The following is a 22,759-nucleotide window of genomic DNA, read 5'->3' as shown; positions in this document are numbered from 1 at the left end:
CATCCGATCAACTATGTCGAGAGGTCAGCGAGCCAGGTACTTGCGGACGTCCTCGGCGACCTGGGCGCGATAGCGGAACCCGTACTTGCGCAGGATCGCGCTGAGGTGGGTCTTGACGGTGTTCAGGCTGACGCCGAGCTCCACGGCCAACTGGTCGTTGTCGAGGCCGTCGGCCAGCAGCAGAGCGACCCCTTGCTGCGCCTTGGTGAGCGTGGTGAACCGCCGTTCGGGACCTTCGTCGGTCTCCATCAGCATCTCGATGAGCTCGGACTGGATGTGCTCGGCCGCGTCGACGATCCGCTCCAGATGCCGGTGCACCGCCGTACCGACGTCAGGCTCGTCCAGCGCCTCGGCCGCGATCTCGCGGATCGACGCGACCCGGTGCGTCAGGTACTCCATGACGTGGTCCGAGGTCAGCAGGTTCGGGCCGACGTCCCCCGCGGGCAGCCGGCGCAACGCCTCCCGGTCCTCGCCCTCACGGGTCAGCACCCGCTCCACCACTTCGCTCAGCCACTCGAACGCCCGCACCGCGTTGTCGTCGTACGTCCTGGGCGTGTAACTCTGCATCGACAGCATCCCGAACAGCTGGTCGGGCCCGTCCTTCGCCGGCCGGTAGATCGGCACGGTCACGGCGTCCTCCGAGCGCCGGGCAGGATCTCCGACCGGTACGCCGGCGTGCAGCACGAACCCGTTGTCGTACCCGAACCGGTACGTCTGCCGGTGCTTGAGCAGCCACGCGGTCTGCCCGCCGGGCCCGAAGATGTGCGTGTCCGGGTCGACGTACTGGCCGTCGTCGTACCCGTACGGATACCGCACCCGGCTGGTGCCCTGCAGGAACCCGACGTAGAACGCGTCGACGTGCGCGACCTTCCCGGCCACCACCCGGACGTAGTCGTACAGCCCGTAGTGATCGGAGCGGAACAACGCTTCGATCTTGTGGTACGCCTCGCGCAGGATGATCGCGGTCTCGGCATCAACCCGTAGCGGGGCAGCCTTGTCTGCTTCCACAGCGGCTCCCGAGCAGCAATCGATCACTTGAGACTATGCCGCCGTACGCCGCCCGGATCAAGGGCGCCTCGGTGAAGTGCCGCCGGAACAGCAGATGCGGGCGGTGGGCGAGTTCCCGAGTCGCCCTCCCAAGCCTCGGTCGAACTCACCACCGCCCGCGTCTACGAGCAGGACACCGGTGTTCGTGCGCCCCCGCGTCGATCGCTCCCGCTGCCCCCAGCGGGACTCCGACCCCCCGACGGATGGTTCGGTGCCCTTCCTCCCCCTGTTGACTACACGGTGACACCGAACGCGGTCCGTGACCATCGCCCGGCGCATGATCTTGCCGGGGCCCCGCTCTCACCCTCGGGATGACGCCCGTGTAGTCGATTACAGCCAGCTGGTGTCGAGCGGTTTGCCCTCCGCGTACCCGGCGGCGGTCTGCAACCCGACCACGGCACGCTCGTGGTACTCGTTCAGGTTCGCCGCGCCGACGTACGTGCAGGAGCTGCGGATCCCGGACACGATCGAGTCCAGCAGGTCCTCGACGCTCGGGCGGTCCGCATCCAGGTACATCCGGGCGGTCGAGATCCCTTCCTCGAAGATGCTCTTCCGGGCGCGCTGGAACGGCGAGTCCTCGGCGGTACGGGACTTGACCGCGCGGGCCGACGCCATCCCGAAGCTCTCCTTGTAGATCCGGCCCTTGCTGTCGCGGTGCGGGTCGCCCGGCGACTCGTACGTACCCGCGAACCAGGATCCGATCATCACACTCGACGCGCCCGCCGCGAGCGCCAGCGCCACATCCCGCGGATGCCGTACGCCGCCGTCCGCCCACACGTGCTTGCCGAGCTCCCGCGCCCTTGTCGCACACTCGAGCACCGCCGAGAACTGCGGGCGCCCGACCGCCGTCTGCATCCGGGTCGTGCACATCGCCCCCGGTCCGACACCGACCTTCACGATGTCCGCGCCGGCGTTGACGAGATCCGTGACGCCTTCGGCGGTCACCACGTTGCCGGCCACGATCGGCACCTGCGGGGCGAGTGCACGGACCCGTTCGACGACCTCGAGCATCCGCTCCTGGTGCCCGTGCGCGGTGTCGAGCACCAGGACGTCAATGCCGACATCCAGCAAGGCCTTCGCCTTCTGCTCCGCGTCACCGTTCATCCCGATCGCGGCCGCGACGCGGAGCTTGCCGTTCGCATCGAGCGCCGGGTCGTACAGCGTGGCGCGGAGAGCCCGCTGACGGGTGAGGATGCCGACGATCTCGCCCTCGCGATCGACAACCGGAGCCAGCCGGTGCCGACCGTCGTGCAGCTGGTTGAACGCCGCCTCCGGATCGATCCCGTACGGCAACGTGAGCAACTCACGGGACATGATCGCGTCCAGCTGCGCGAACCGGTCGACGCCGGAGCAGTCCGCCTCCGTCACGACACCCACCGGACGCCCCCGGTCGACGACGATCACGGCACCGTGGTTCCGCTTCGGCAGCAGGTTCAGCGCCTCGCCGACCGTACCGGTCGGGGGCAGCGTCAACGCCGTGTCATGCACCGGATCCCGCTGCTTGACCCAGGCAACAACCTCGGCGACCACATCCACCGGAATGTCCTGCGGAATCACCGCCAGCCCGCCACACCGAGCGATCGTCTCCGCCATCCGCCGCCCCGACACCGCGGTCATGTTCGCCGCAACCACCGGAATCGACGCCCCGGTCCCATCCGCCGTCGACAGATCCACATCCAGCCGCGACGCCACCGCCGACCGATTAGGCACCAAGAACACATCACTGAACGTCAGGTCACCCGCCGGCACCCGATCTCCATGAAACCGCATACCAGCTCCCTCTCCGCCCACAACAAACCCAACCAGCCTGCCACGCAAGCCCCCGCTTTCAAACCCTCCCCATCCGCCAACTGGTTCTCCACGCAGGCAGAACCCCCGATATCAGGCCGTTTTGCCCCGGTTTTGCGGGGTTCTGCCTGCGTGGGGAACCACCTCAGCGGTCGAGGCTCTGGCCCGGCTGCGACGGTGAGTCCGCCCGACGGGCGCCGAACTGAGCGGCCGCCAGCGGGCGTGACGTTGCCAACGGCACCTGACCGGGGAACGCGTGCGCGACAGCACGCTTGGCGTCAAGCTCGGCCTGCCGCTGAGCCTGGTTCTGCTTGAGGCTGGGCATCCGATCACCGAACGCATTCAGCCCCGGCTGCCGATCGTGCGGGTTCCGGTTCAGCCGCGCGCACGTGTGCTCATAGATGTTCCCGGCGCCCTGCCGCGGCTTGACAGCCAGCAACTCCCGCCGCGGAATCCCACCCGGCCCCTCCGGCGGCATCTCCCGAAACACCAGCCGATAATCAGCCTTCGCCTGCGGATCCGACTGCAGATAAGCAGTCACACAATCCCGCAAATCCCCCTTCCCCGACTCATACCCCAATGCATGCCGCCCATCAGCCACCCCCTCGGCGAGGTCGCCGATCTGCCTCAGCACCTGGCGGTGAAGATAGCCGTCGGGGCCACGCGGATCCTTCTCAGCGGCCGCCGCAAGACGCATCAGGTCGACGGCGAACCCCTTGCCGATGACGATCTCGTAACGCGCCGGGCCTTGGCTCACTGCGAGTCATCGTCCCGGCGCGAACCCTCCGCCTCCTCGCGCTGCTCCTGGCGGATCTCCTCGAGCACCTGCTGGGTGTACGGCCCCATCATCTCGGCGATCTCGTCGAGAGTCATGGCGCGGCTGGTCGGGAGGGGTTCGCTGGCGTAGACGCGACGGGTCGGGTCGTCGATCGTCCCCGCCGGAGGCTCATCGTCCCCACGCAACTCGCGGTACTGCGCAGTGGACATGATGACCGCCTCAGCCACACCCCCATCCCCCCACACCACCGGCGCGAACGCCCCACCCCGAATCGCCTCCACCATCGCCGCCAACTCAGCCCGAACGTCCTCGACCCCCACCACACCGGGCCGCCGCTCGAACTTCGTCTCCCCACCAAGATCCTCGAACTGGTCGTACGTCAGCACCACCGCCTCCGGCACCCCACCGTCCCCAAAACTGAACGCCATCCCCCGCCCCCGCCGAAACCGCCCCAACACCCCAGCAAGATCCCGCCGCAAATCCCCCACCGACCAAACCTCAAAACCCTCAGTAGCCACCCCCCGACTGTACGACTCCCACCCGCCCTCAGCCCCACTTATCCACAGGCACTCCCGCGATTGCAGCAAACCTGCAGCTCTGTGGATAACCCGCCGGCGAACACCCTCCGTATGCGACCCTTACACCACCCGCATCGATGAACGGAGCCACCAATGCCGCGCCGACCGGCCCTCGGAACCGCCCTCGCAGCCCTCTGCGCCCTGACAGCGCTAACGGCCTGCCAAGGCTCCCCCGAAGCCGGTCACCCCAACACCACCCCCACTTCGCCGACCTCGACGCCCTCCCCCACCTCCAGCCACTCGCCCAAAACACAGGCAGTAGCAGCCGCATCAACGGCCTACCGCGGCTTCGTCGCTGCAGTGGACGCCATGTACCTCAGCGGCGGCGTCAATGTGACCGCATTGAACAAGTACACGAGCGGCGTCATGCTCAAGGCCGAAATCATCGAGGCAGAGAACTTCCGCGCCTACAAATGGCACTCCGCAGGCCACTTGCGGGTCGTCTGGACCAAGCCGCTGAGCATCGGCAAGCCTGACGCCACCGGCGAGATCAACGATCTGATCCTGAGCGCGTGCGTCGACTCCTCCGAGGCAGGTGCGCTGGACTCGAAGGGCAAGAGCGTTCGGCGGCCCGGTACGCCCGACCAGACTGTCGATCAGATGCAGATGCGTCGCGTCCAGGGCGCCTGGAAGGCTGATCATGCGCAGAGCAGGAAGGCCGCCAAGTGTTGACGTACAAGGTCCTCGGCGCCGTAGTCGCTCTGTCCCTCCTAGGATTGCCCAGAGCAACCGCAGATCCTGTCCCGAGCTCATCGGACTGCGTCGTCGGGTGGAGCGCGGGCCAATGTGTAACCTCCGTCGAGGACGGCGGAGACCCGCCCAAGACCTCCGGGACGGCAACTCCCGGATCCAAGAAGCCGGCCAAGTCTGCGTGCGTTTCAAAGGTCAGGTTGTGCCTTGCCGGACAGCCGACGGGTTCTTCGACGCGGGGTCAGGCTGCTACCTGACCCCCGTGGACACGCCGCTCCTGATGGGACCGCCCATCAAGTACCCGCCAGGCACCAAGTACTACATGTGCTGGGTGATTCTTGACGTCGTGAACGGGAGACCGGAAGGCATCGAGAGGGCGCTGTCCGTCGTCCGGGAGCCCGCGAAGGCGCGCACGATTGATCCTCGGGTTGCTGCGCGGCTGGTGGTTCGGACGATGGGGTTTGTGGCGCCGGGGCTTGGGGTTTCGCCTTATGTGCAGAGTGCGCAGCATGTCGGCATTGTGAATGTGCCGGTTTGGATGTGGGTGACGGATCCGGGGCCGACGACGACCGGGCCGCAGACCAAGACTGCGACGCTCGGTGGGGTGTCGATCACGGCGACCGGCAGGGTGGACCACATCGACTGGGCCATGGGCGCCGGCAAGTCCGTTACCTGCAAGGGCGCCGGCACGCCGTTCACCACGAGCATGGCGGCCGGCAAGTCACTGAAGGCCATGCCCTCATCGCCCACGTGCGGCTTCAAGTACACCAAGTCCTCACGCTGTACGAAGACAGGCAGCTACACCGTCACCGCAACGGCGTACTGGACCGTGCATTGGACCGGCGGCGGCATGCAGGGCGACATCCCACTCAACTTCAGCCGCTCTCTCCCTCTCCAGATCACCGACCTCCGCCCGGTTCTGGTAGACCCCAACGGCGACCCGACAGCCCCGTCCGCGCCGCCGCGCACCTGCCACAACTGAGCGCTGCGCACTGCGAAACCGGCTCCGCCGCATGCGCGAGGGAGCCGGTTTCGGAGTGGGTCAGCGGTGGAGGTCGAAGCGGTCGAGTTCCATCACCTTGTGCCAGGCGGCGGCGAACTCGGTGACGAACTTCTGCTTGGCGTCGTCACTGGCGTAGACCTCGGCGACGGCGCGGAGCTCGGAGTTCGAGCCGAAGACCAGGTCGGCGCGGGTACCGGTCCACTTCACCTTGCCGTCGACGGTGCCCTCGAACGTCTCCTGGCTCTCGTCGGTCGCGTGCCACTCGGTGCCGAGGTCGAGCAGGTTGACGAAGAAGTCGTTCGTCAGCGTGCCGGGGTTGTCGGTGAGTACGCCGTACTTCGAACCGTCGTAGTTCGCACCGAGGACCCGCAGACCGCCGACCAGGACGGCCAGCTCCGGGGCGCTCAGCGTGAGCAGGTTCGCACGGTCGAGCAGCAGGTACTCGGCCGGCAGCCGGTTGCCCTTGCCGTAGTAGTTGCGGAACCCGTCCGCGACCGGCTCGAGCGCGGCGAACGAGTCCGCGTCGGTCTGCTCCGCGGTCGCGTCCGTACGGCCCGGGGTGAACGGTACGACGATGTCGACGCCGGCGTTCTTCGCGGCGATCTCGACACCGACACCACCGGCCAGGACGATCACGTCCGCGAGCGAGACCGGCTTGCCGAACGACTGCTGGATGCCCTCGAGCGTCCGCAGTACCTGGGCGAGCTCGTCGGGGTTGTTGACCTGCCACCCGCTCTGCGGCTGCAGGCGGATACGTGCACCGTTGGCGCCACCACGCTTGTCACTGCCGCGGAACGTCGACGCGGACGCCCACGCGGTCGAGACCAGCTGCGCCACGGTCAGGCCCGACGCGGCGATAGCGGCCTTGAGCGCGGTCACGTCGGCGTCGTTCACCAGCTCGTGGTCGACGGCCGGCACCGGGTCCTGCCAGATCAGCACCTCGCCCGGAACCTCGGAGCCGAGGTAGCGCACGATCGGGCCCATGTCGCGGTGCGTCAGCTTGTACCAGGCCCGCGCGAACGCGTCCGCGAACTCGTCCGGGTTGTCCTTGAACCGCCGCGAGATCGGCTCATAGATCGGGTCGAACCGCAGCGCGAGGTCGGTGGTCAGCATCGTCGGCAGCTTGTTCGGGCCGCCGTGCGCGTCCGGGACGATCGCCTCGGCGTTCTTCGCCACCCACTGGTTGGCGCCGGCCGGGCTCTTGCTCAGCTCCCACTCGTAGCCGAACAGGATCTCCCAGAACTCGTTCGTCCACTGCGTCGGCTTGGTGGTCCAGGTGACCTCGAGACCGCTGGTGATCGCGTCCTTGCCCTTGCCGGTGTTGAACGTGCTCCGCCAGCCCAGGCCCATGTGGTCCATCGGCGCACCCTCGGGCTCCGCGCCGACGTTCTCGGCCGGGCCGGCTCCGTGGGTCTTGCCGAACGTGTGGCCGCCCGCGATCAGCGCGACGGTCTCCTCGTCGTTCATCGCCATCCGGCCGAACGTCTCGCGGATGTCGCGGGCCGACGCGATCGGGTCCGGGTTGCCGTTCGGGCCTTCCGGGTTCACGTAGATGAGGCCCATCTGGACCGCACCGAGCGGACGCTCCAGGTCGCGGTCACCGGTGTACCGCTCGTCGCCGAGCCAGGTCGTCTCCGGACCCCAGTACACGTCGGTCTCGGGCTCCCACACGTCCTCACGGCCGCCGGCGTACCCGAAAGTCTTGAAGCCCATCGTCTCCAGTGCGACGTTGCCGGTCAGCACCAGCAGGTCGGCCCAGGAGATCTTCTGGCCGTACTTCTTCTTCACCGGCCAGAGCAGCCGGCGCGCCTTGTCCAGGTTGCCGTTGTCCGGCCAGCTGTTCAGCGGCGCGAACCGCTGCTGCCCGGCGCCGGCGCCACCGCGGCCGTCGTGGATCCGGTACGTACCGGCGCTGTGCCAGGCCATCCGGATCATCAGCGGGCCGTAGTTGCCGAAGTCGGCCGGCCACCAGTCCTGCGAGGTGGTGAGCACCTCGGCGATGTCGGCCTTGACCGCGGCCAGGTCCAGGGTCTTGAACTCGGCGGCGTAGTCGAAGTCTCCGCCGAGCGGGTTCGCGACGGCCGGGTTCTTGGCCAGGATCTTCAGGTTCAGCTGGTTCGGCCACCATTCACGGTTGGCGTTCCCGCTGGTCGGGTGCACGCCCTGACCGTGGTTCACCGGGCAGCCGCCGGTCTCCTCGGCGCCGCGGCTCTCCGCGGAAGCCTCGCCAGGCAGGGGCTCATGGGTCTCGGACATCGGATTCCTTCCAGGACTGGACGTTGTCGAACGAAGATCAGGTACGGCGTGAGCAGTCGGCGCACAGGCCCCAGTAGATGACCTCGGCCTCGTCGATGACGAAACCGTGGTCGTCGGACGCGGTCAGGCAGGGCGCATGCCCGACCGCACAGTCGACGTCGGCGATCGCACCGCAGGACCGGCAGACCGCGTGGTGATGGTTGTCGCCCACCCGCGATTCGTACCGCGCCACCGATCCCAGCGGCTGGATCCGCCGTACCAGGCCCGCTGCCGTCAACGTCTGCAGCGAGTCGTACACCGCCTGATGCGAGGTCTGGGGCAGTTCGTTGCGCACGGCACCGATAATCGAGTCCGTGTCCGCATGCGGATGCCCGTAGACCGCGGTCAGCACCGCCAGCCGCGGCCGGGTCACCCGCAACGAGGCTGCACGCAGCAACCCCTCGAGCTCATCCACCGTCGGCACGCCCAGCAGTCTTCCGCGTTTTCTGGAATGAGTCAAGATTAGCTGCCGCGTTTCCTAACTACTCGGCCGCCTCGGGGATCAAGGGCTGGAAGAGTTCCACCGGATTGCCGGACGGATCGTCGACCAGGATCTGCTTGCCGCCCACGCCGGTCACGACGTCGTTGCGGAACACGACTCCGGCCGCGCGCAGCCGATCGACGTCGGCCTCGAGGTCTGCGACCTCGAGCGAGATCCGGTTCCAGCCGCCCGGGGCCGGCAACGTACCGTCGGGCATCGCCTGCCCGCCGCCCGGCCCGCCCCCGGGGACGCTGAGCGTCAGCCGCAGGTCGTTCCGGGCGACCATGGCGAACGTCGGCGCCGGGTGCATCACCTCGCGGAACCCGAGCTGATCGCAATAGAAGGCGATCGCAGCGTCGACGTCATGGACCATGTAGCGAACGGTAGCCATCGCGTACCTCCGCCCCCAGTCTGCACCTCAGGGCTGGATGTTCTCCAGGTCCGCCAGCAGCTTCGGGTGCTCAGGCCGCCAGCCGAGAGTCTTCCGCGTGTACGTACTCGACGCCGGCTGATCAACCGCGAAGATCTGGCCGAGTGGGCCGTACGTCTCTTCCGGCACCGACTGCACCGGCAGTCCGAGCCGCCGGCCGATCACCTCGGCAATGTCCCGTACGGCGTCTCCCTCGTCGTCCACCGCCTGCCACGCCGTACCGGCGTCCGCACTCTCCAGCACCAGCCGGAAGAGCACCGCCGCATCCAGTGCATGCACCGCGGGCCAACGCTGCGTACCGTCACCGGGATATCCGGACACTCCGCTTTGACGCGCGATCTGTGTCAGCAGGCCGGCAAATCCACCGTCACCCTCGTTATGGACAGTTCGCGGCATCCGTACGGCAGCACTCCGCACACCGCGCTCGGCCAACGCCAGCGCCGCCATGACGGAACGCCCGCGCCCACCCACCGGACCCTCCAACGGCAACGGGTCCTCCTCGGTGGACGCCCGCCCCGGCACCCACGGCGTACCGGACACCGTCACCAGCGGCCGCCCACTCCCGACCAACTCCTCACCCATCGCTGCCAGCGCAGCACTCTCTTCGGCAACCCCCGCGGCCAGCACCTCCGGACTGCTGAAGTCGTTGCTGAAGGCAAGGTGAATCACGCCGTCGGACTTGGCGGCGCCGGCGCGCAGCACGTCGAGATCGGCCAAACCGCCGCGAACTGTTTCCGCGCCGGCCTCCCGCAACGCAGCGGCGGACGCATCGGACCGCGCCAGCCCGAGCACCGTGTGCCCGTTGGCGAGCAACTCACGAACGACGGCGGAACCGATCAGCCCGGTGCCGCCGGTAATGAAGACCTGCATCAGGAACTCCTCAGTGATGGGACCTTTGTCCTATCACCGTAGCACTCGATGGGACAAAGGTCCCATCGCCTAGAATGGCGGCATGGCACGATGGCAACCAGGAGCACGCGAGCGGCTGGTCATGGCCGCGGTAGACCTGTTCGCCGAACACGGCTACGACACCACCACGGTCGCCCAGATCGCCGAGCGCGCAGGCGTCACCAAGAGCACGTTCTTCCGGCACTTCCCGGACAAGCGCGAACTCCTGGTCGCCGGGCAGGACGCCCTCAGCACGCTCCTGACCGAGGGCATCACCGAGGCGCCGGCCGCCGCCACTCCGCTGGAGGCCGTGGCCGCCGGCCTGGAACGCGCCGCGAACACCATGGGCCCCATGAACCGCGAGCTCGCTCCCCGCCTGAAGGCAGCCATCGCCGCCAGCACAGAGCTCCAGGAACGCGACGCCCTGAAGTCGGTGGGTCTGGGCCGAGCCATGACCGAGGCCCTGCTGAGCCGAGGCACCCCAGCCCCGATCGCCCACCTGGCAGCCGAGCTCGGGCTCCTGGCGTTCAAGCAAGGCTTCGAGAGCTGGACGGCCGTCGACGACGACTCCACGCTGTCTCAGCGCACCCTGGCCGCGCTGGACGACCTCAAAGCAGCAGCCACAACGCTCAGCTGACCCCACCGGTACGGGCACAGTACGGGCAGCCGGACGACGGCCACGACTCCTAGGTTGCTCCTGATGCTGTCCAACCACTGAAGGAGTCGTTGTGGGTCTGTCTGTCCGAAGAGTGTCCGTGCTGATCACGGCGCTCGCCCTGCTGATGTCGTCGGCCGTCGCAGTCCGGACCGCGAGCCGAGCGGACGCCGTGACCTGTGTCAGCTCCAGGAGCGAGAGCTTCCAGGTGAGCGCCGGCATCGGGTTCGGCTACCTCACCTGGCCGGGCGGGACCGCCAAGGTACGAGTCACCTACCGGACCGCGAGCAACACGAAGATGATCCGGGTACGGATCAGGCAGGGCACGTCCAGCACGTTCACGACCCTGCAGGGGAACTCGGGCCGCGAGGTCACCAAGACCGTGAACCTCGGCTACCACCCCCGGAGCACCAAGACCATGCTGTGGTTCGAGCCGCGGGGCGACAGTGCGATCACCGGCCGCATCGTCTACTCGTACTGCCTCTACAAGGCCTGAGATCTGGTTCTGGCCTCGGCCTCGAGTCGTCGGAAACCGCAGGCTGCGGCGATCACCGCAGCCTGCTCGGCGGCCACGTCCGCGGCCTTCTGGTCGCCGACGACGGCCCGGGCAGCAGCCAGCACGAGCAGCGCCTCGACTTCGAGGTACGGGTACGTCTCGCGGGCGATCGCGAGACACGCCTCGATCCACTCAGCGGCCGCGGCCGCGTCGCCCAAGGTCAGGTGCGCCTGCGCCACGGTCGACGCGGTCTGAGCCTGAGCCTTCGGATCACGTACGACGTTGGCGAGCTGGTGTGCTCGCAGCGCCGTCTCCAGTGCGGCTGCACCGTCACCACGTTGACTGTGCAGCCGCGCCCAGTCGTCCAAGGTCGACAGCTCACCACGGAAGTGCGAGCGGCGGTGGTACGTCGCCATCAGCTCGCTGAGCAACTCAGCCGCGCGGTCGGTCGCGCCTGATTGCAGAAGGGCGCTCGCCAGGTTGCCGCGGATGGTGAGGGTCGACGTCTCCAGACCGTACTTGCCGGCCTCGAGCGCAGCCGCGAAGAGGTCAGCGGCTTCCTGCAAAGCACCCTGGTACAGGCGCACCATCCCGAGGCCGTTGAGCGCGATGGCGCGTACATGCCCGTACGGCTCGTCGTCGGTCAGCTCCAGTGCGCGGCTCATCCACAGCTCGGCGTCGTCAAGGTGGCCTCGCTCCAACTGCAGCCAGCCGACCTGGTGTGCCAGATAGGCAGCCGCCGTCGCCCAGCCGACGGCCACAGCAAGCGCCTGACCGGCGAGGCAGTCGGACAGTGCGTCCTCGTCCCGTCCGACGGCGCCGAGCGCCTGACCCCGGTTGATCAGCATCGCGACCTGCGCGTGGTCGTCACCGGCCGCGGTCGCAGCGGCCATCCCGGCCTCCGCCGCGGACAGCCAGCCCTCGGCGTCCCTGCGGAGCAGGAAGTATCCGCGCAGCTGATCGGCCACACGCCACGCCAAGGATTCGTCGTCGAACGGCTCCTGTACGACGGCCACCAGAGCAGGCAGCTCCTCGTCGAGCCAGGTGAGCGCCTCCGCCTTGTCCTCGAAGACGCCGGCCGTTTCAGGACGCCCGCTGAGCCGTACGAGTTGCGGATGTACGCAGTCGATTGCTGCTGTGACGGTCCTGGCGTACCACCTGTAAAGCCTGGTGCGTGCGGGCTCACGCTCGTCGTCGGCCGCGAGGAGTTGTCGCGCGTACAGGCCGAGCAGGTCGTGGAACCGGTAGCGGTTCTTGGCCTGCTGCAGGAGCATGTTCGCGCCGAGCAGGTCCTCGAGGACCCGGTCGGCCGTCGCGGTCGTCAGGTCGAGCAGCGCCGCCGTACTGTCGGCGCTGAAGTCGTCGCCCGGGTGCAAGCTGCACAGGCGGAACGCGCGCTGGGCGTCCGGACCGAGATCGGCGTAGCTGAGTTCGAAGCTGTTGAGCACGCTGGATTCGCCGAGGCTGAGTTCGGTGAGGCGGCGGTTCCGGTCGTAGAGGCGACGGGCCAGGTCGGCGACCGTCCACTCCCGCCTGGTCGCGAGCCGCGCGCCGGCGATGCGGAGCGCGAGCGGGAGCCTTGCGCAGGCTTCCGCGAGGGCGTCGAGGCCTTCGGTGTCGGTGTCGAGGCGGGACATCCTCGAGGTGGAGGTGATCAGAGCGACCGCGTCCTCGTGGGCGAGCGGTTCGAGGCTCACCACCTCCGCCGCGGTCAGCTCCGGTAGTTGCCGTCGGCTAGTAACGATGACGTCGCTGCGTCCCGCTCCGGGCAGCAACGGCCGTACCTGGGCAGCGTCCTGAGCGTTGTCGAGCAGTAGCAGCATCCGGCGGTCCGCGAGTTCGCTGCGGAGCAACGCGGCGGCCTCGGTCTCGTCGGTGCCGATCCGCCGCCCCGGTACGCCGAGCGCACGCAGGAACCGCCCGAGCACCTGCAACGGTGCAGGCGTCGTCGTGCCGCTGCCGCGCAGGTCTGCGTACAACTGACCGTCCGGGTACGCCTCGCGAAGCCGATGAGCTGCAGTCAACGCCAGCGCGGTCTTCCCGACACCAGCAATCCCGTTGATCAGCACAACCCGCGAAGACAACGCCCCCGGCCGCCCAAGCCCCCGGCAGATCGTCTCCAACTCCCCCACCCGCCCCACAAAATCAGGCGGCGCCGAAGGAGCCTGCTGAACAACAACCCCCTCTCGCTCCGCGTCCCGCGACCCTCCGCCCTGCCCTGCCCCGGCCTGCGCCGCCCCGCCGCGGTCTGGCTCGCCACCTTCCGCCTCTGCCTGCTGCGCCCCGCCCTGGCGGGCGCTCGGGTGCCAGTGGTCGGTGGTGGTCTGGTGTGGGGTGCTTTGCTGCTGGAGGATTTCGAGGTGGGCGGTACGGAGGCGTTCGCCGGGGTCGACGCCGAGGTGTTCGGCGAGCGCCGACCTGATCCGCCCGTACACGGCAAGCGCCTCCGCCTGCCGCCCAGCCGCGCCAAGCGTCCGGATCAACTCGACATGCAACGGTTCATCAAGCTCGTCCCGATTCGCCAGCCCACGCAGCCGTTCCAGCGCCTCCTCCGGCTCCCCAAGATCGCGCGCCAACGCAGCGAACGCCCGTACGGCACCCACGTACTCATGGGAGACCGCCACATACAGCGGATCGCTCGCCACCGACTCCACATCAGTCTCGCCCCGCCACAACGCCACCGCATCCGAAAGCAACGCAAGCGCCGCCTCCGGTTCGGCGCGCGCCGCCCGAGCCGTCAACTCCCGAAACGACAGCAGATCAAGATCGGCAGCCTCCAGCGCCAGCCGATACCCAGCCCCACCACCCACAACCACAGACCCAGGGGCCCCAGCAGGCTCGAGCAACCGCCGCAGCCGCGCCACCCGAGAATGCAACAGACTCGCCGCATTCTCCGGCACCCGCCCCGCCCACAAGAGCTCAACAAGCTCGTCCTGCCCCACCACGGCCCCCGCACCAAACGCAAGCCGAGCAAGCAAGACCCGCTGCGCACCAGACTTCACAACAACCGAAGCCTCACCCCGCCAAACCTCCAGCGGCCCCAGCACCCCAACCCGCAACCGCCCAACAGCGCCAAGGCCAGAGCCGCCAACAGCAGCCCCCGCCTCCGCCCGCCCCACCTTCGCAGCAGCATGCAACGCATCAGCATCCCGCCGGCTCAACCCCAACGCAGCAGCAATAGCCGCCACCGAGTCCCGCTTAGGACTCCGCGTACGCCCCTGCTCCAGATCCCGAATAGCCCCCGCACTAAGCCCAGCCCGCGCAGCCAACTCCCGCTGCGTAACCTCCCCCTCCAGCCGAAACCCCCGCAGCACTCCCCCAAACCCCAGAACAGACCCGCCCCCACGCACTAACCCCCCAGCCCGCCCAGGCACACCCCCACCCTACGTACCCCAAGTACCACTCCCCCCAACCCGCGCGGGTGAGCGGGGTGAGAATGAGGGACGCCTACGCGGAAGATCGGCAGTACAGCCAACCTCGATGGTTACGATGTCGCCCACCATGATCATGCGTCTGACCGTCGCCAGCCTGAACGTGCATGGGCTTCCCTTGAAGGGCACTCGCGTCGCCGAGCGGTTCGCCGCGATCGCGGCCGAGGTTGACGCCGGCGACATCGATCTGATCTGCCTGCAGGAGATGTTCTCATACCATCACCTGGCGCATCTTCGACGAGGGATGCCGTCCTTTCCGCATGCAGCCTATCGGCCGTCGGTGGTCGGGCCCGCGGGCGGTCTGGTCACGCTGTCACGACTGCGACTGTCTGGCATGACGTACGCCCGCCTGCCGTGGTCGTCGCGTCATTCAGAAATCCCCGCTCGCGCCCGGCTGAACGCCCTCCACAGTGGGATGCTCACGGTTCGGCTGGCGGACAGCCCGGCCCGCGTGCTGAATATCCACCCGACGGCCAACACCGACGGCGATTGGTCGGAAGACAACCGATTCCGCCAGTTGCAGCGCGACCAACTCACTGCGGTCGCGCAGACGGTCACCGCCGACAGTTCACCGGCCGTGGTTTGTGGAGATTTCAATGTCGCCCGAGCGAGTGCGCTGCACCCTGAACTCCGACAGCGGTCAGGCCTGCGCGATACGTTCGACGGCCGGTGCCCACCAACGTTCCATACCGACTTTCTGCCACCAGGCACAACGCCCCAATGCATCGATTTCATCCTCGTCACCGAGGGGATCGACGTCGATCACACAGACCTGCTGTTTACCGACAAGCGACCCCTGCCTGGCGGTCCGGGCTACCTGTCGGACCACATTGGGCTACAGGCCCGGCTGCGGATCCCCTCGGCGCCCTAGAGCCCGTCTTCTCGGCCATCGCGACTCCCCGTGCGGTTCATCTGTCCCATCACGCGTTGCGCGGTGGGCGACAGGCGCTGTTTGAGAGTGCCTGCGGCCTTCGGAGGCAGGACATCCAGAACGCCTTCCCAGCTGGTCTTGGCTGCGATAAACATCGGTGCCTGCCGCTTGCGGGCGACCATGAAGCGATCGAACACCTCGCAGTCCTGCTCTGAGTGCCGACTGACCGCCTGGCCGCTGCCGATCGCCTCGGCCAGCCTGATCATCTTCGGTACGTCCTTCGGCCGCACGACGCCGCCGATAGTGCCGAAGGTATGCAGCAACGTGCGCGGGTCGATGGTCTCGATTTCACGTCCGAGCAGGCGCGCGCCGCTCGGCTGGAACAGCGTAGTCGGCACCGGGAACATCAGTTGGCGGTGCGTCAGATAAGACTTCTCGTTGCCCGGACGGAAGTCGATGTAGACCTCGGCCGCGACCGTGTCGAGCTTTGCGAGCGACCCCCATCGACATACGCGCTTACGGCCAAGCTACCGATCACTCGGTAGGCAATGCCTTCCGAGTTCATCCACCCATCCATGCGCGTCAGTGCATCCAGGAAGTTCTGCCGCAGCCGCTCGTCCGCGTTCACCTGTCGTCTTCACCGAGAACCTCCCACCAAGGCAGAGGCAGTGTCCCGAAGCCATCCGGCGGCGGGTTCACAGGCAGCACCGGAGTCGGTATGTGCCGCCCTTCTGCGCACCGAGCGAACGGGCCGGCAGCGCTGAAAAGCTGCGCCAGGTTGGGATCCAGGTGACTACTGATCCAGTTGGCCACGCCGTGCACCGGGTCCAGCGACGCCACCTCCCAGGTGCGCCACAACGCATCCAGGCGGAGGACCGCCTCTGGGTGATCCCACCACTGGGCACACCAACGCGCCTGCTCGGGAGGCCGCCCGAAGGTGAGCACAAAGAACTCGTGCACCCAGGATTCCAGATCCGGAAACCGAGGCCGAAATCCCGATGCCGACGTCGCACTCCGCGGTCGCCCTTTCTCACGCAGCCCTTCCATCGCTGTCCGCAGCGCTGCCAGGTCCGCCGCATCAAGATCCGGCTGCTCGCCACCATCGCTCACACGGTCTCCTGACCCCATCAACTCTTCCTCCCCGCATCTGCGCCTCTGAGACTACCGACCAGGATGCCGCCTGGGCTGTCCATCAGCCTTCCTGTGGATAACCCCGCCGACGGCTGGTGCCGCGGAGCGGTGGTGCTTGCCCAGGCAGACAGCACCTCTCCGACCATCAGCCCGACCCAACCCCGCAGGCGAGCTGACTGCCCAACCCACCCCAGGAGCCGAGCGAAGCGAAGGCGCCAGGGGGTGCGGGTGGCGGAGCCCCCGCACGCGGCGAGCGAAGCGAAGCCGCACAAATGACGAAGGCGACGTGGTCAGCGCACAAAGTGCGCGACACACGTCGCCTGTCGACTCTCGTGGAGCTGAGGGGATTCGAACCCCTGGCCTCTTCGTTGCGAACGAAGCGCGCTACCAACTGCGCCACAGCCCCGAGCTTGCCCGCCAGGTTTCCCTGGCGACCGCGAAACTCTAACACGTGGAGCCCCGCGAACTAAAACCGGTTATCAGTCGCCGACGGCCCGCTTCACCTCTGGCTCTTCGACCTGCTGCGGGGCGGGGGTGTCGGCGGCTGCGGGCTTCTCGGCAGGGTCGGAAGTACGCGCGCTGGAGAACACTTCGTCGTCGGTGAGGGAGATCGTCCGAACGGTCCGGTCGGGCGCCTTCTCCTTCATCACGTACGTCGGAAGCGTCACCGGAACCGGGTCCCACAGCCCTTCGGACGCCGGAGTCTCGACCTTGGCCGGCGCCGTGGCCGGTACGGGAGCAGGCTCGGCGGGGAGCTTGACCTCGATGGTCATCTCCTCGTCGGGCGACGGCGCCGGCTTACCGGCCGGGCCGCGGTCGTGCCGGGACCGGTCGCGGGTACGACGCTCCGCCGCGACCGCTGCCCGCGTCCGCGCCTGCCGGCGCAGCTGCACACGGGTGAGGACGACGAATCCGGCGATCAGGGTCGCCGGCGCCGCCACCGTCCACCACGGCAGCATCGCCAGTCCGGCGAGCGCCACGACGGACAGCAGCGAAAGGGTCAGGATCGACAGCACCCGCCGGCGGCGCATGGCGGCCACCCGGCGGGCTCGGTTGGGGATGTACCGCGTCGGCGGCGAGGCGTCGTCGGCGGCAGCGGCTCCGGGTGGACGCACGACGTACCTGGTTCGCGACGCATCGCGGGACAGCACCCGCGCTTCGTCGGACGACGGCACCGTCGGCTTGCGCCGCGCTTCGTCGCCACGCTTCAGCCACATCGGGACGAGATAAGCGGCCCACGCGGCGACGATCGCCACATAGATCAACCCTGTCGTCCCCATGCGACGACGCTAAGGTGCGGCGGGGGCCAGATGGGGTACGTGAGACGGTGTGTCGCAAGAAGACTCGTGTGACTGGTGTGAATAGCACCGAGCGTAGTCAGCGCAGTCGCGCTACGAGACCGGGTCCGACCTCTTCGATGTTCAAGGCAAAGATCCGGTGGTCGCGCCAGTCGCCGTCGATGTGCAGGAACCGCGGCCGCTCGCCTTCGTACCGGAAGCCGAGCTTCTCCACGACCCGCAGACTTGCCTTGTTCTCGGGGCGGATCGCGACTTCGATCCTGTGCAGGCCAAGGGTGAACCAGCAGTGGTCCGCGGCCATCGCGACCGCGGTCGGCACGATGCCGCGACCGGCGTACTGCTCGTCGACCCAGTAGCCGAGGTTCGCCCAGCGGGCCGAGCCGTAGGTGATTCCGGACACCGTGAGCTGTCCGACCAGCGGCCATTTCGAGCGCGCGCCGGCGCCCGCCGCGCCCCCGTACGTGATGACGAACGGAAGCATCCGTCCGTACCGCGCCTGCCGGTTCCAGTCCCGGGCCATTGCGCGAAACGTCCGCGCTCCATCGTCCGCACCCGGCGGCTGGGTCGCGTCCCACGGCCGCAGCCAACTGACGTTCCGCTGGCGGGCTGCAGCCCATTCACCGCCGTCGCCGGCACGCAGCGGTCGCAAGCCGACCTGCCCGTGTTTCAGCTCCATCGGCCATTGCACGATCGCCATCAGTCGGTGTCCGTCCGCACATGGTCCCCACCGCGCACCTGCTCAACTGCGTGGCGCAGCAACGGTTCCAGTACGGCGAGACCGTCCTTCACACCGCCCCGAGATCCGGGCAGGTTGACGATGATCGTGGTGCCCGCGACGCCGGCCAGCCCGCGGGACAACGCTGCCGTCGGTACGCCGTTGGCGATGCCGTACGCCCTGATGGCCTCCGCGATGCCGGGCACGACCTTCGTCAGCACAGCCCCTGTTTGCTCGGGTGTCTCGTCGGTCGGCGAGATCCCGGTACCACCCGTGGTGAGCACAACGTCGTACGACGCGTCGACCGCCGCGCGCAACGCCGCCCCGACGGGTGCGCCGTCCGGGACCACGTCGGGACCCGACACCTCGAAGCCCCACTCAGCCAACCGCGACGCGATCAGCGGGCCGGTGGTGTCGCTGTAGACACCGGCGGCCGCCCGGTTCGAGATGCTGACGACAAGTGCCCTCACGGCCTCTCCCAGTGCCCGGTCTTGCCGCCTTCTTTCAACTCCACCCGGACGTCGGTCAGCACTGCTGCGGGATCCAGCGCCTTGACCATGTCGATGACCGCGAGTCCGGCGACCGCGACCGCCGTCAGCGCCTCCATCTCGACACCGGTCCGGTCGGTCGTCTTCACCTGCGCGCGGATCAGTACTGCATCGTCCGCGACCTCCAGGTCGACCTTGGCGCCGGTGATCGCGATCGGGTGGCACAGCGGAACCAGGTCCGGCGTCCGCTTCGCTCCCATGATCCCGGCGATCCGCGCGACGCCGAGCGCGTCGCCCTTCGGCACGCCGTCACCACGGAGCGCCGTCACCACCTCGGCCGAGACCAGAACCTTGCCACTGGCAACGGCCCGCCGGACTCCCACGTCCTTCGCGGACACGTCCACCATCCGCGCCGCCCCGGTCTCGTCGACATGGGTCAGGCCCGCAGGGCGCTCGGTCATCCGGTCTCCTCGTCCGGGGGTGCCGGAACCATCAGACATCCCCTAGCAACATCAGCTCGATCTGGTCGCCGGCCCGGACCGACGTCACGTCCTCGGGCACCACGATCAGCGCGTTCGCCCGGCTCAGTCCGCCCAGCAGGTGGGAGCCGTGCCCGCCGACTGTACTGGCCATCCAGCCCTCGTCGCCGGGGGTGGCCGCTGCGCGGACGAACTGCCGCCGCCCCGCCGGAGAGCTGAACCCGTCGAGCGTCACGCCCGGAACCAGCGCCCGCCGGTACGGCATCTGCCCCATCATCTTGCGCAGCGCGGGCCGGACGAAAACCTCGAACGAGATGTACGCCGAGACCGGGTTGCCGGGCAGCGTGAAGATCGGCACCTCGTCCTCGCCGATCACCCCGAACCCCTGCGGCTTGCCCGGCTGCATCGAGACCTGCGGGAAGTCCACGGTCCCGAGCTTCGACAGCTCCTCCTTCACGATGTCGTACGCGCCCATGCTGACGCCGCCGGTCGTGATCACGAGGTCGGCGCGCACCAACTGGTCGGACAGGGTGTCCATGATCCGTTTCGGGTCGTCGTCGACGATGCCGACCCGGTACACCACCGCGCCGGCGTCCCGCGCGCAGGCCGCCAGCGTGTAGCTGTTCGAGTCGTAGATCTGCCCTTCGCCGAGCCGGCTGCCGGGCTCGCGCAGCTCGGCGCCGGTCGAGATCACAACCACCCGCGGTCGCGGCCGTGCCTTCACCCGCGCCCGGCCGACCGCGGCCAGCACGGCGATCTGCCGCGGCCCGAGGATCGTGTCCCGGTCGAGCACCTGCGTCCCGGCCGTCACGTCCTCCCCTGCCCGCCGCACCGACGCACCCGTCGGCGGCTGCTGGGTGATCCGCACGTTGACCGTCCCACCGTCGGTCCACTCGACCGGCACGACGCTGTCCGCGCCCCGCGGTATCGGCGCACCGGTCATGATCCGCACACTGGTCCCAGGGGTGACCACGATCGGCTCGCTGCGCCCGGCGCGAAGCTCCCCGACCACCGGCAGGCTGATCGGGTTCTCGTCGGAGGCGCCGGCCAGGTCCCCGGCCTGCACGGCATACCCGTCCATGGCCGAGTTGTCGAACCCCGGCAGGCTCACCCCCGAGACGATGTCCTCGCAGAGCACCAGCCCGAGCACGTCCATCAACGGTTGATCGAACGCGGGCAGGGCCGCTACCCGTCCGAGTACGGCTTCAAGATGCTCATCCACACTTCGTCTCACGAGCTCGACCCTAATCCACCGCTCGGAGGTTTCCGCCGATAGTTCCGGAAGCGTGCGCGAAGAAGTCCGGTCCAGTTCTAGGCCGGGTCCGATTCCGGGTGGTTGCCCCAGACCATCCGGACGTCGGGAGCGCGTTCTTCGTTGGCCGATCCGTCCGTACGACGTACCTCGTGGAAGTCGTGCCCCCGGTAGAAGGACTGCGCGCGAAGGTTCGACTGGAACGTCCACAGCGCCAGCCCGCCGGGCCGGAGGTCCTTCGCGAGATCGACGAGGACCGAGCCGACGCCCTGACCGGCCGCGCCCGGGTCGACGTACAGCTGGTCGAGGTCGTCACCGTCCAGCGTCAGGACCGCGACGATCCGGCCGTCGTCGACGGCCACCCAGGTCTCGCCGTCCGGCAGCAGGACGCCGGCGAACCACGTCGCGACCTGTTCAGCGGTGTGGATCGCGGGCGGCAGCTGCGACCCGTGGGCGTGCCGGGAGCGCCACCAGACCGCGGCCGCCTCGTCGGTGTCAGCCGGCTCGAGCGGACGGACCAGGAGGTCGTCGCTCAACGCAACTCGGTCCCGTCCGGGATCACCTTGCGCTCGCCGTCCGGTGCGGTCACCTCGACCTCACCGAGCACCACCACATCCTTGCCGAAGGCAACGTCGCCGCGGACTTCGAGGCGGTCCGCCCGGACCAGCGACGGCGGCCCGGCCGGGAAGCGCGCCTCGAAGTCCGCGAGGATCTTGAAGTACTCCGGGTCCAGGTCGACGTACGGCTCGTCGCCCTCGTGCGTCGTGGTCAGGTCGCCGGCCTCGTCCAGGTCGTACACGTCGGAGCGCAGCACCAGCAGGTCATTCGTGGTCTTCACCGGCTTGAACCGGCTCCGGTCGACCACCACCGCCTGCGAGCCCTCGAAGGTCTCGATCGCGGTCCCCATCCCGGTCTCCAGCTGGATCACCTTCGGCGACGACGGGTCGGCCGGGTCGACGGTCTTGCGGTTCACCAGGATCGGCAGCCCGAGGATCCCGTCGTGGCCGTCCATCAGCTCGGCGAGCCGGTCCAGGTCGATCCACAGGTTGTTGGTATTGAACGTCTTGTGCCGGGTGATGTCCTGGAAGTACTGCGTGTCCTCGTCGGCGACCTGCGCGCTGTCCCGCAGGATCAGCCGCCCGTCGGACTTCCGTACGGCGACGTGCCCGCCCTTGCGGTCCGAGCGCGTCCGCCGGCAGACCTCCATGCCGAACGGGACGTCGTGTTCCGCCATCCAGGCGGCGATCCGTGGGTCCGGCGTCGCGCCGAGGTTGTCGGCGTTCGAGATGAACGCGTGCCGGAAGCCGTGCTCGCGGAGCGCGTCCAGGGTGCCGGAGGCAACCAGCGCGGTGAACAGGTCCCCGTGGCCGGGCGGGCACCAGGCCAGCTCCGGGTCCGCCTCCCACTCGGCCGGCGTGAGGTCGTCGGCGAGCAGCTTCGGTTCCATGTTCTGCAGGAAGTCCAGCGGCAGCCCGTCGATCGCGAGCCCCTCGTACTCGCCGAGGATCTGCAGCGACTCGGCCTTGGTACGGAACGAGTTCATCAGGACCAGCGGCAGCGGCACGTCGTACGCGCGTCGCGTACTCAGGATCTGCCGGGCGATGATGTCCAGGAAACTCAGCCCGTCCTTGACCGGCAGCGCCGACTTCGGGCCGGTGACGCCCATCGACGTGCCGAGGCCGCCGTTCAGCTTGATGACCACCGTCTCGGCCAGCGCGGCCCGGAGCGCCTCCGGATCGGTGTCCAGGTGATCCAGGTGCGGCAGCTCGCCGACCGGCTGGATCTCGTCCTCGCGGATCTTCCCCTGATGCCCGGACTCGAGCAGCCGGTAGTAGTGCGTGAAGACACGTATCGCGACGTCGGCCGCACCGGCCGCACGCATCTTCTCCTGCGCTTGTCTGAGACCCACCTCACCCATGGACCAACCCTAGGGGACGGCAGGCAATCCCAGTGTTGCCCGCGTCA

The 22,759-nt window shown here is 68.4% G+C and carries 23 protein-coding genes, 1 tRNA gene and 1 pseudogene; 5 read left to right on the top strand and 20 right to left on the bottom strand.

What is annotated here, in order from left to right:
* Positions 1–24: 24 nt before the first annotated feature.
* The 4 genes from ACGFI6_RS33220 to ACGFI6_RS33205 all read right to left on the bottom strand — a co-directional run bounded on the left by ACGFI6_RS33220 (position 25) and on the right by ACGFI6_RS33205 (position 4,041).
* Positions 25–1,008: a LuxR C-terminal-related transcriptional regulator gene (locus tag ACGFI6_RS33220; protein WP_393125667.1), complete on the bottom strand. Its 984-nt coding sequence runs from the start codon at positions 1,006–1,008 to the stop codon at positions 25–27.
* A 369-nt stretch (positions 1,009–1,377) separates the two neighbouring features.
* A complete protein-coding gene (locus ACGFI6_RS33215; protein WP_393125665.1) occupies positions 1,378–2,817 on the bottom strand; it encodes a GuaB1 family IMP dehydrogenase-related protein in 1,440 nt (479 codons plus the stop codon).
* A 163-nt stretch (positions 2,818–2,980) separates the two neighbouring features.
* Positions 2,981–3,592 carry a hypothetical protein gene (locus tag ACGFI6_RS33210; protein ID WP_393125663.1) on the bottom strand — a complete coding sequence of 204 codons (612 nt, stop codon included), beginning with the start codon at positions 3,590–3,592 and terminating at the stop codon, positions 2,981–2,983.
* Positions 3,589–4,041 carry a hypothetical protein gene (locus ACGFI6_RS33205; RefSeq protein WP_393125661.1) on the bottom strand — a complete coding sequence of 151 codons (453 nt, stop codon included), beginning with the start codon at positions 4,039–4,041 and terminating at the stop codon, positions 3,589–3,591. The genes ACGFI6_RS33210 and ACGFI6_RS33205 overlap by 4 nt, the downstream gene beginning before the upstream one ends.
* 459 nt (positions 4,042–4,500) lie before the next feature.
* On the opposite strand from ACGFI6_RS33205, the gene ACGFI6_RS33200 reads away from it, so the two are divergent.
* Positions 4,501–4,863 carry a hypothetical protein gene (locus ACGFI6_RS33200; protein WP_393125659.1) on the top strand — a complete coding sequence of 121 codons (363 nt, stop codon included), beginning with the start codon at positions 4,501–4,503 and terminating at the stop codon, positions 4,861–4,863.
* A 280-nt stretch (positions 4,864–5,143) separates the two neighbouring features.
* Positions 5,144–5,863, top strand: coding sequence for a hypothetical protein (locus ACGFI6_RS33195; protein WP_393125657.1), 720 nt, complete (start codon positions 5,144–5,146; stop codon positions 5,861–5,863).
* 60 nt (positions 5,864–5,923) lie between these two features.
* On the opposite strand, the gene katG is transcribed toward ACGFI6_RS33195, so the two are convergent.
* Genes katG through ACGFI6_RS33175 form a run of 4 tightly spaced genes read right to left on the bottom strand, consistent with a single transcriptional unit; the run spans position 5,924 to position 9,960 of the window.
* Positions 5,924–8,140, bottom strand: coding sequence for a catalase/peroxidase HPI (gene katG, locus ACGFI6_RS33190; RefSeq protein WP_393125655.1), 2,217 nt, complete (start codon positions 8,138–8,140; stop codon positions 5,924–5,926).
* Positions 8,141–8,177: 37 nt separating this feature from the next.
* Entirely contained in the window at positions 8,178–8,603 is a 426-nt protein-coding gene (locus ACGFI6_RS33185) for a Fur family transcriptional regulator (protein WP_393125653.1), read from the bottom strand.
* 58 nt (positions 8,604–8,661) lie between these two features.
* Positions 8,662–9,051, bottom strand: coding sequence for a VOC family protein (locus ACGFI6_RS33180; RefSeq protein WP_393125651.1), 390 nt, complete (start codon positions 9,049–9,051; stop codon positions 8,662–8,664).
* Positions 9,052–9,078: 27 nt separating this feature from the next.
* Positions 9,079–9,960, bottom strand: coding sequence for an SDR family oxidoreductase (locus tag ACGFI6_RS33175; RefSeq protein WP_393125649.1), 882 nt, complete (start codon positions 9,958–9,960; stop codon positions 9,079–9,081).
* Between the two features lie 82 nt (positions 9,961–10,042).
* Between ACGFI6_RS33175 and ACGFI6_RS33170 the strand changes: the two genes are divergently transcribed.
* On the top strand, positions 10,043–10,615 hold the full coding sequence (locus ACGFI6_RS33170) for a TetR/AcrR family transcriptional regulator (protein ID WP_393125647.1): 573 nt from the start codon (positions 10,043–10,045) through the stop codon (positions 10,613–10,615).
* A 91-nt stretch (positions 10,616–10,706) separates the two neighbouring features.
* Positions 10,707–11,129 (top strand): hypothetical protein, encoded by a 423-nt coding sequence (locus tag ACGFI6_RS33165; protein WP_393125645.1) that lies wholly within the window; start codon positions 10,707–10,709, stop codon positions 11,127–11,129.
* On the opposite strand, the gene ACGFI6_RS33160 is transcribed toward ACGFI6_RS33165, so the two are convergent.
* Positions 11,117–13,993 carry a BTAD domain-containing putative transcriptional regulator gene (locus ACGFI6_RS33160; RefSeq protein WP_393126375.1) on the bottom strand — a complete coding sequence of 959 codons (2,877 nt, stop codon included), beginning with the start codon at positions 13,991–13,993 and terminating at the stop codon, positions 11,117–11,119. The genes ACGFI6_RS33165 and ACGFI6_RS33160 overlap by 13 nt on opposite strands.
* Positions 13,994–14,275: 282 nt before the next feature.
* Positions 14,276–14,443 (bottom strand): annotated as a pseudogene (locus ACGFI6_RS33155) (helix-turn-helix domain-containing protein); the annotation flags it as partial.
* 187 nt (positions 14,444–14,630) lie between these two features.
* On the opposite strand from ACGFI6_RS33155, the gene ACGFI6_RS33150 reads away from it, so the two are divergent.
* The gene (locus ACGFI6_RS33150; protein ID WP_393125643.1) at positions 14,631–15,431 is read left to right on the top strand and encodes an endonuclease/exonuclease/phosphatase family protein; all 801 of its coding nucleotides are present in this window, start codon (positions 14,631–14,633) and stop codon (positions 15,429–15,431) included.
* Here the strand turns inward: ACGFI6_RS33150 and ACGFI6_RS33145 are convergent.
* The 10 genes from ACGFI6_RS33145 to ACGFI6_RS33100 all read right to left on the bottom strand — a co-directional run bounded on the left by ACGFI6_RS33145 (position 15,428) and on the right by ACGFI6_RS33100 (position 22,712).
* Positions 15,428–15,829, bottom strand: coding sequence for a hypothetical protein (locus tag ACGFI6_RS33145; protein WP_393125641.1), 402 nt, complete (start codon positions 15,827–15,829; stop codon positions 15,428–15,430). The genes ACGFI6_RS33150 and ACGFI6_RS33145 overlap by 4 nt on opposite strands.
* Positions 15,830–16,055: 226 nt before the next feature.
* Positions 16,056–16,541 (bottom strand): DUF4913 domain-containing protein, encoded by a 486-nt coding sequence (locus ACGFI6_RS33140; protein WP_393125639.1) that lies wholly within the window; start codon positions 16,539–16,541, stop codon positions 16,056–16,058.
* A 354-nt stretch (positions 16,542–16,895) separates the two neighbouring features.
* Positions 16,896–16,968 (bottom strand) — tRNA-Ala (locus tag ACGFI6_RS33135).
* 73 nt (positions 16,969–17,041) lie between these two features.
* Positions 17,042–17,842, bottom strand: coding sequence for a hypothetical protein (locus ACGFI6_RS33130; protein ID WP_393125637.1), 801 nt, complete (start codon positions 17,840–17,842; stop codon positions 17,042–17,044).
* Positions 17,843–17,939: 97 nt separating this feature from the next.
* Entirely contained in the window at positions 17,940–18,557 is a 618-nt protein-coding gene (locus ACGFI6_RS33125) for a GNAT family N-acetyltransferase (protein ID WP_393125635.1), read from the bottom strand.
* Positions 18,557–19,045, bottom strand: a complete 489-nt coding sequence (locus tag ACGFI6_RS33120; protein WP_393125633.1) for a molybdenum cofactor biosynthesis protein B — start codon at positions 19,043–19,045, stop codon at positions 18,557–18,559. The genes ACGFI6_RS33125 and ACGFI6_RS33120 overlap by 1 nt, the downstream gene beginning before the upstream one ends.
* Positions 19,042–19,524 (bottom strand): cyclic pyranopterin monophosphate synthase MoaC, encoded by a 483-nt coding sequence (moaC, locus tag ACGFI6_RS33115; protein WP_393125631.1) that lies wholly within the window; start codon positions 19,522–19,524, stop codon positions 19,042–19,044. The genes ACGFI6_RS33120 and moaC overlap by 4 nt, the downstream gene beginning before the upstream one ends.
* Positions 19,525–19,555: 31 nt before the next feature.
* Positions 19,556–20,776 (bottom strand): gephyrin-like molybdotransferase Glp, encoded by a 1,221-nt coding sequence (gene glp / locus ACGFI6_RS33110; RefSeq protein WP_393125629.1) that lies wholly within the window; start codon positions 20,774–20,776, stop codon positions 19,556–19,558.
* A gap of 77 nt (positions 20,777–20,853) precedes the next feature.
* Entirely contained in the window at positions 20,854–21,330 is a 477-nt protein-coding gene (locus ACGFI6_RS33105) for a GNAT family N-acetyltransferase (RefSeq protein ID WP_393125627.1), read from the bottom strand.
* Positions 21,327–22,712 carry a UTP--glucose-1-phosphate uridylyltransferase gene (locus tag ACGFI6_RS33100; RefSeq protein ID WP_393125625.1) on the bottom strand — a complete coding sequence of 462 codons (1,386 nt, stop codon included), beginning with the start codon at positions 22,710–22,712 and terminating at the stop codon, positions 21,327–21,329. Before ACGFI6_RS33100 ends, ACGFI6_RS33105 begins: the two co-directional genes overlap by 4 nt.
* Positions 22,713–22,759 lie beyond the last annotated feature (47 nt).

The organism is Kribbella sp. NPDC048928, assembly GCF_043197975.1.
Classification (GTDB): domain Bacteria; phylum Actinomycetota; class Actinomycetes; order Propionibacteriales; family Kribbellaceae; genus Kribbella.
This window is presented reverse-complemented; position numbering and strand designations above follow the sequence as displayed.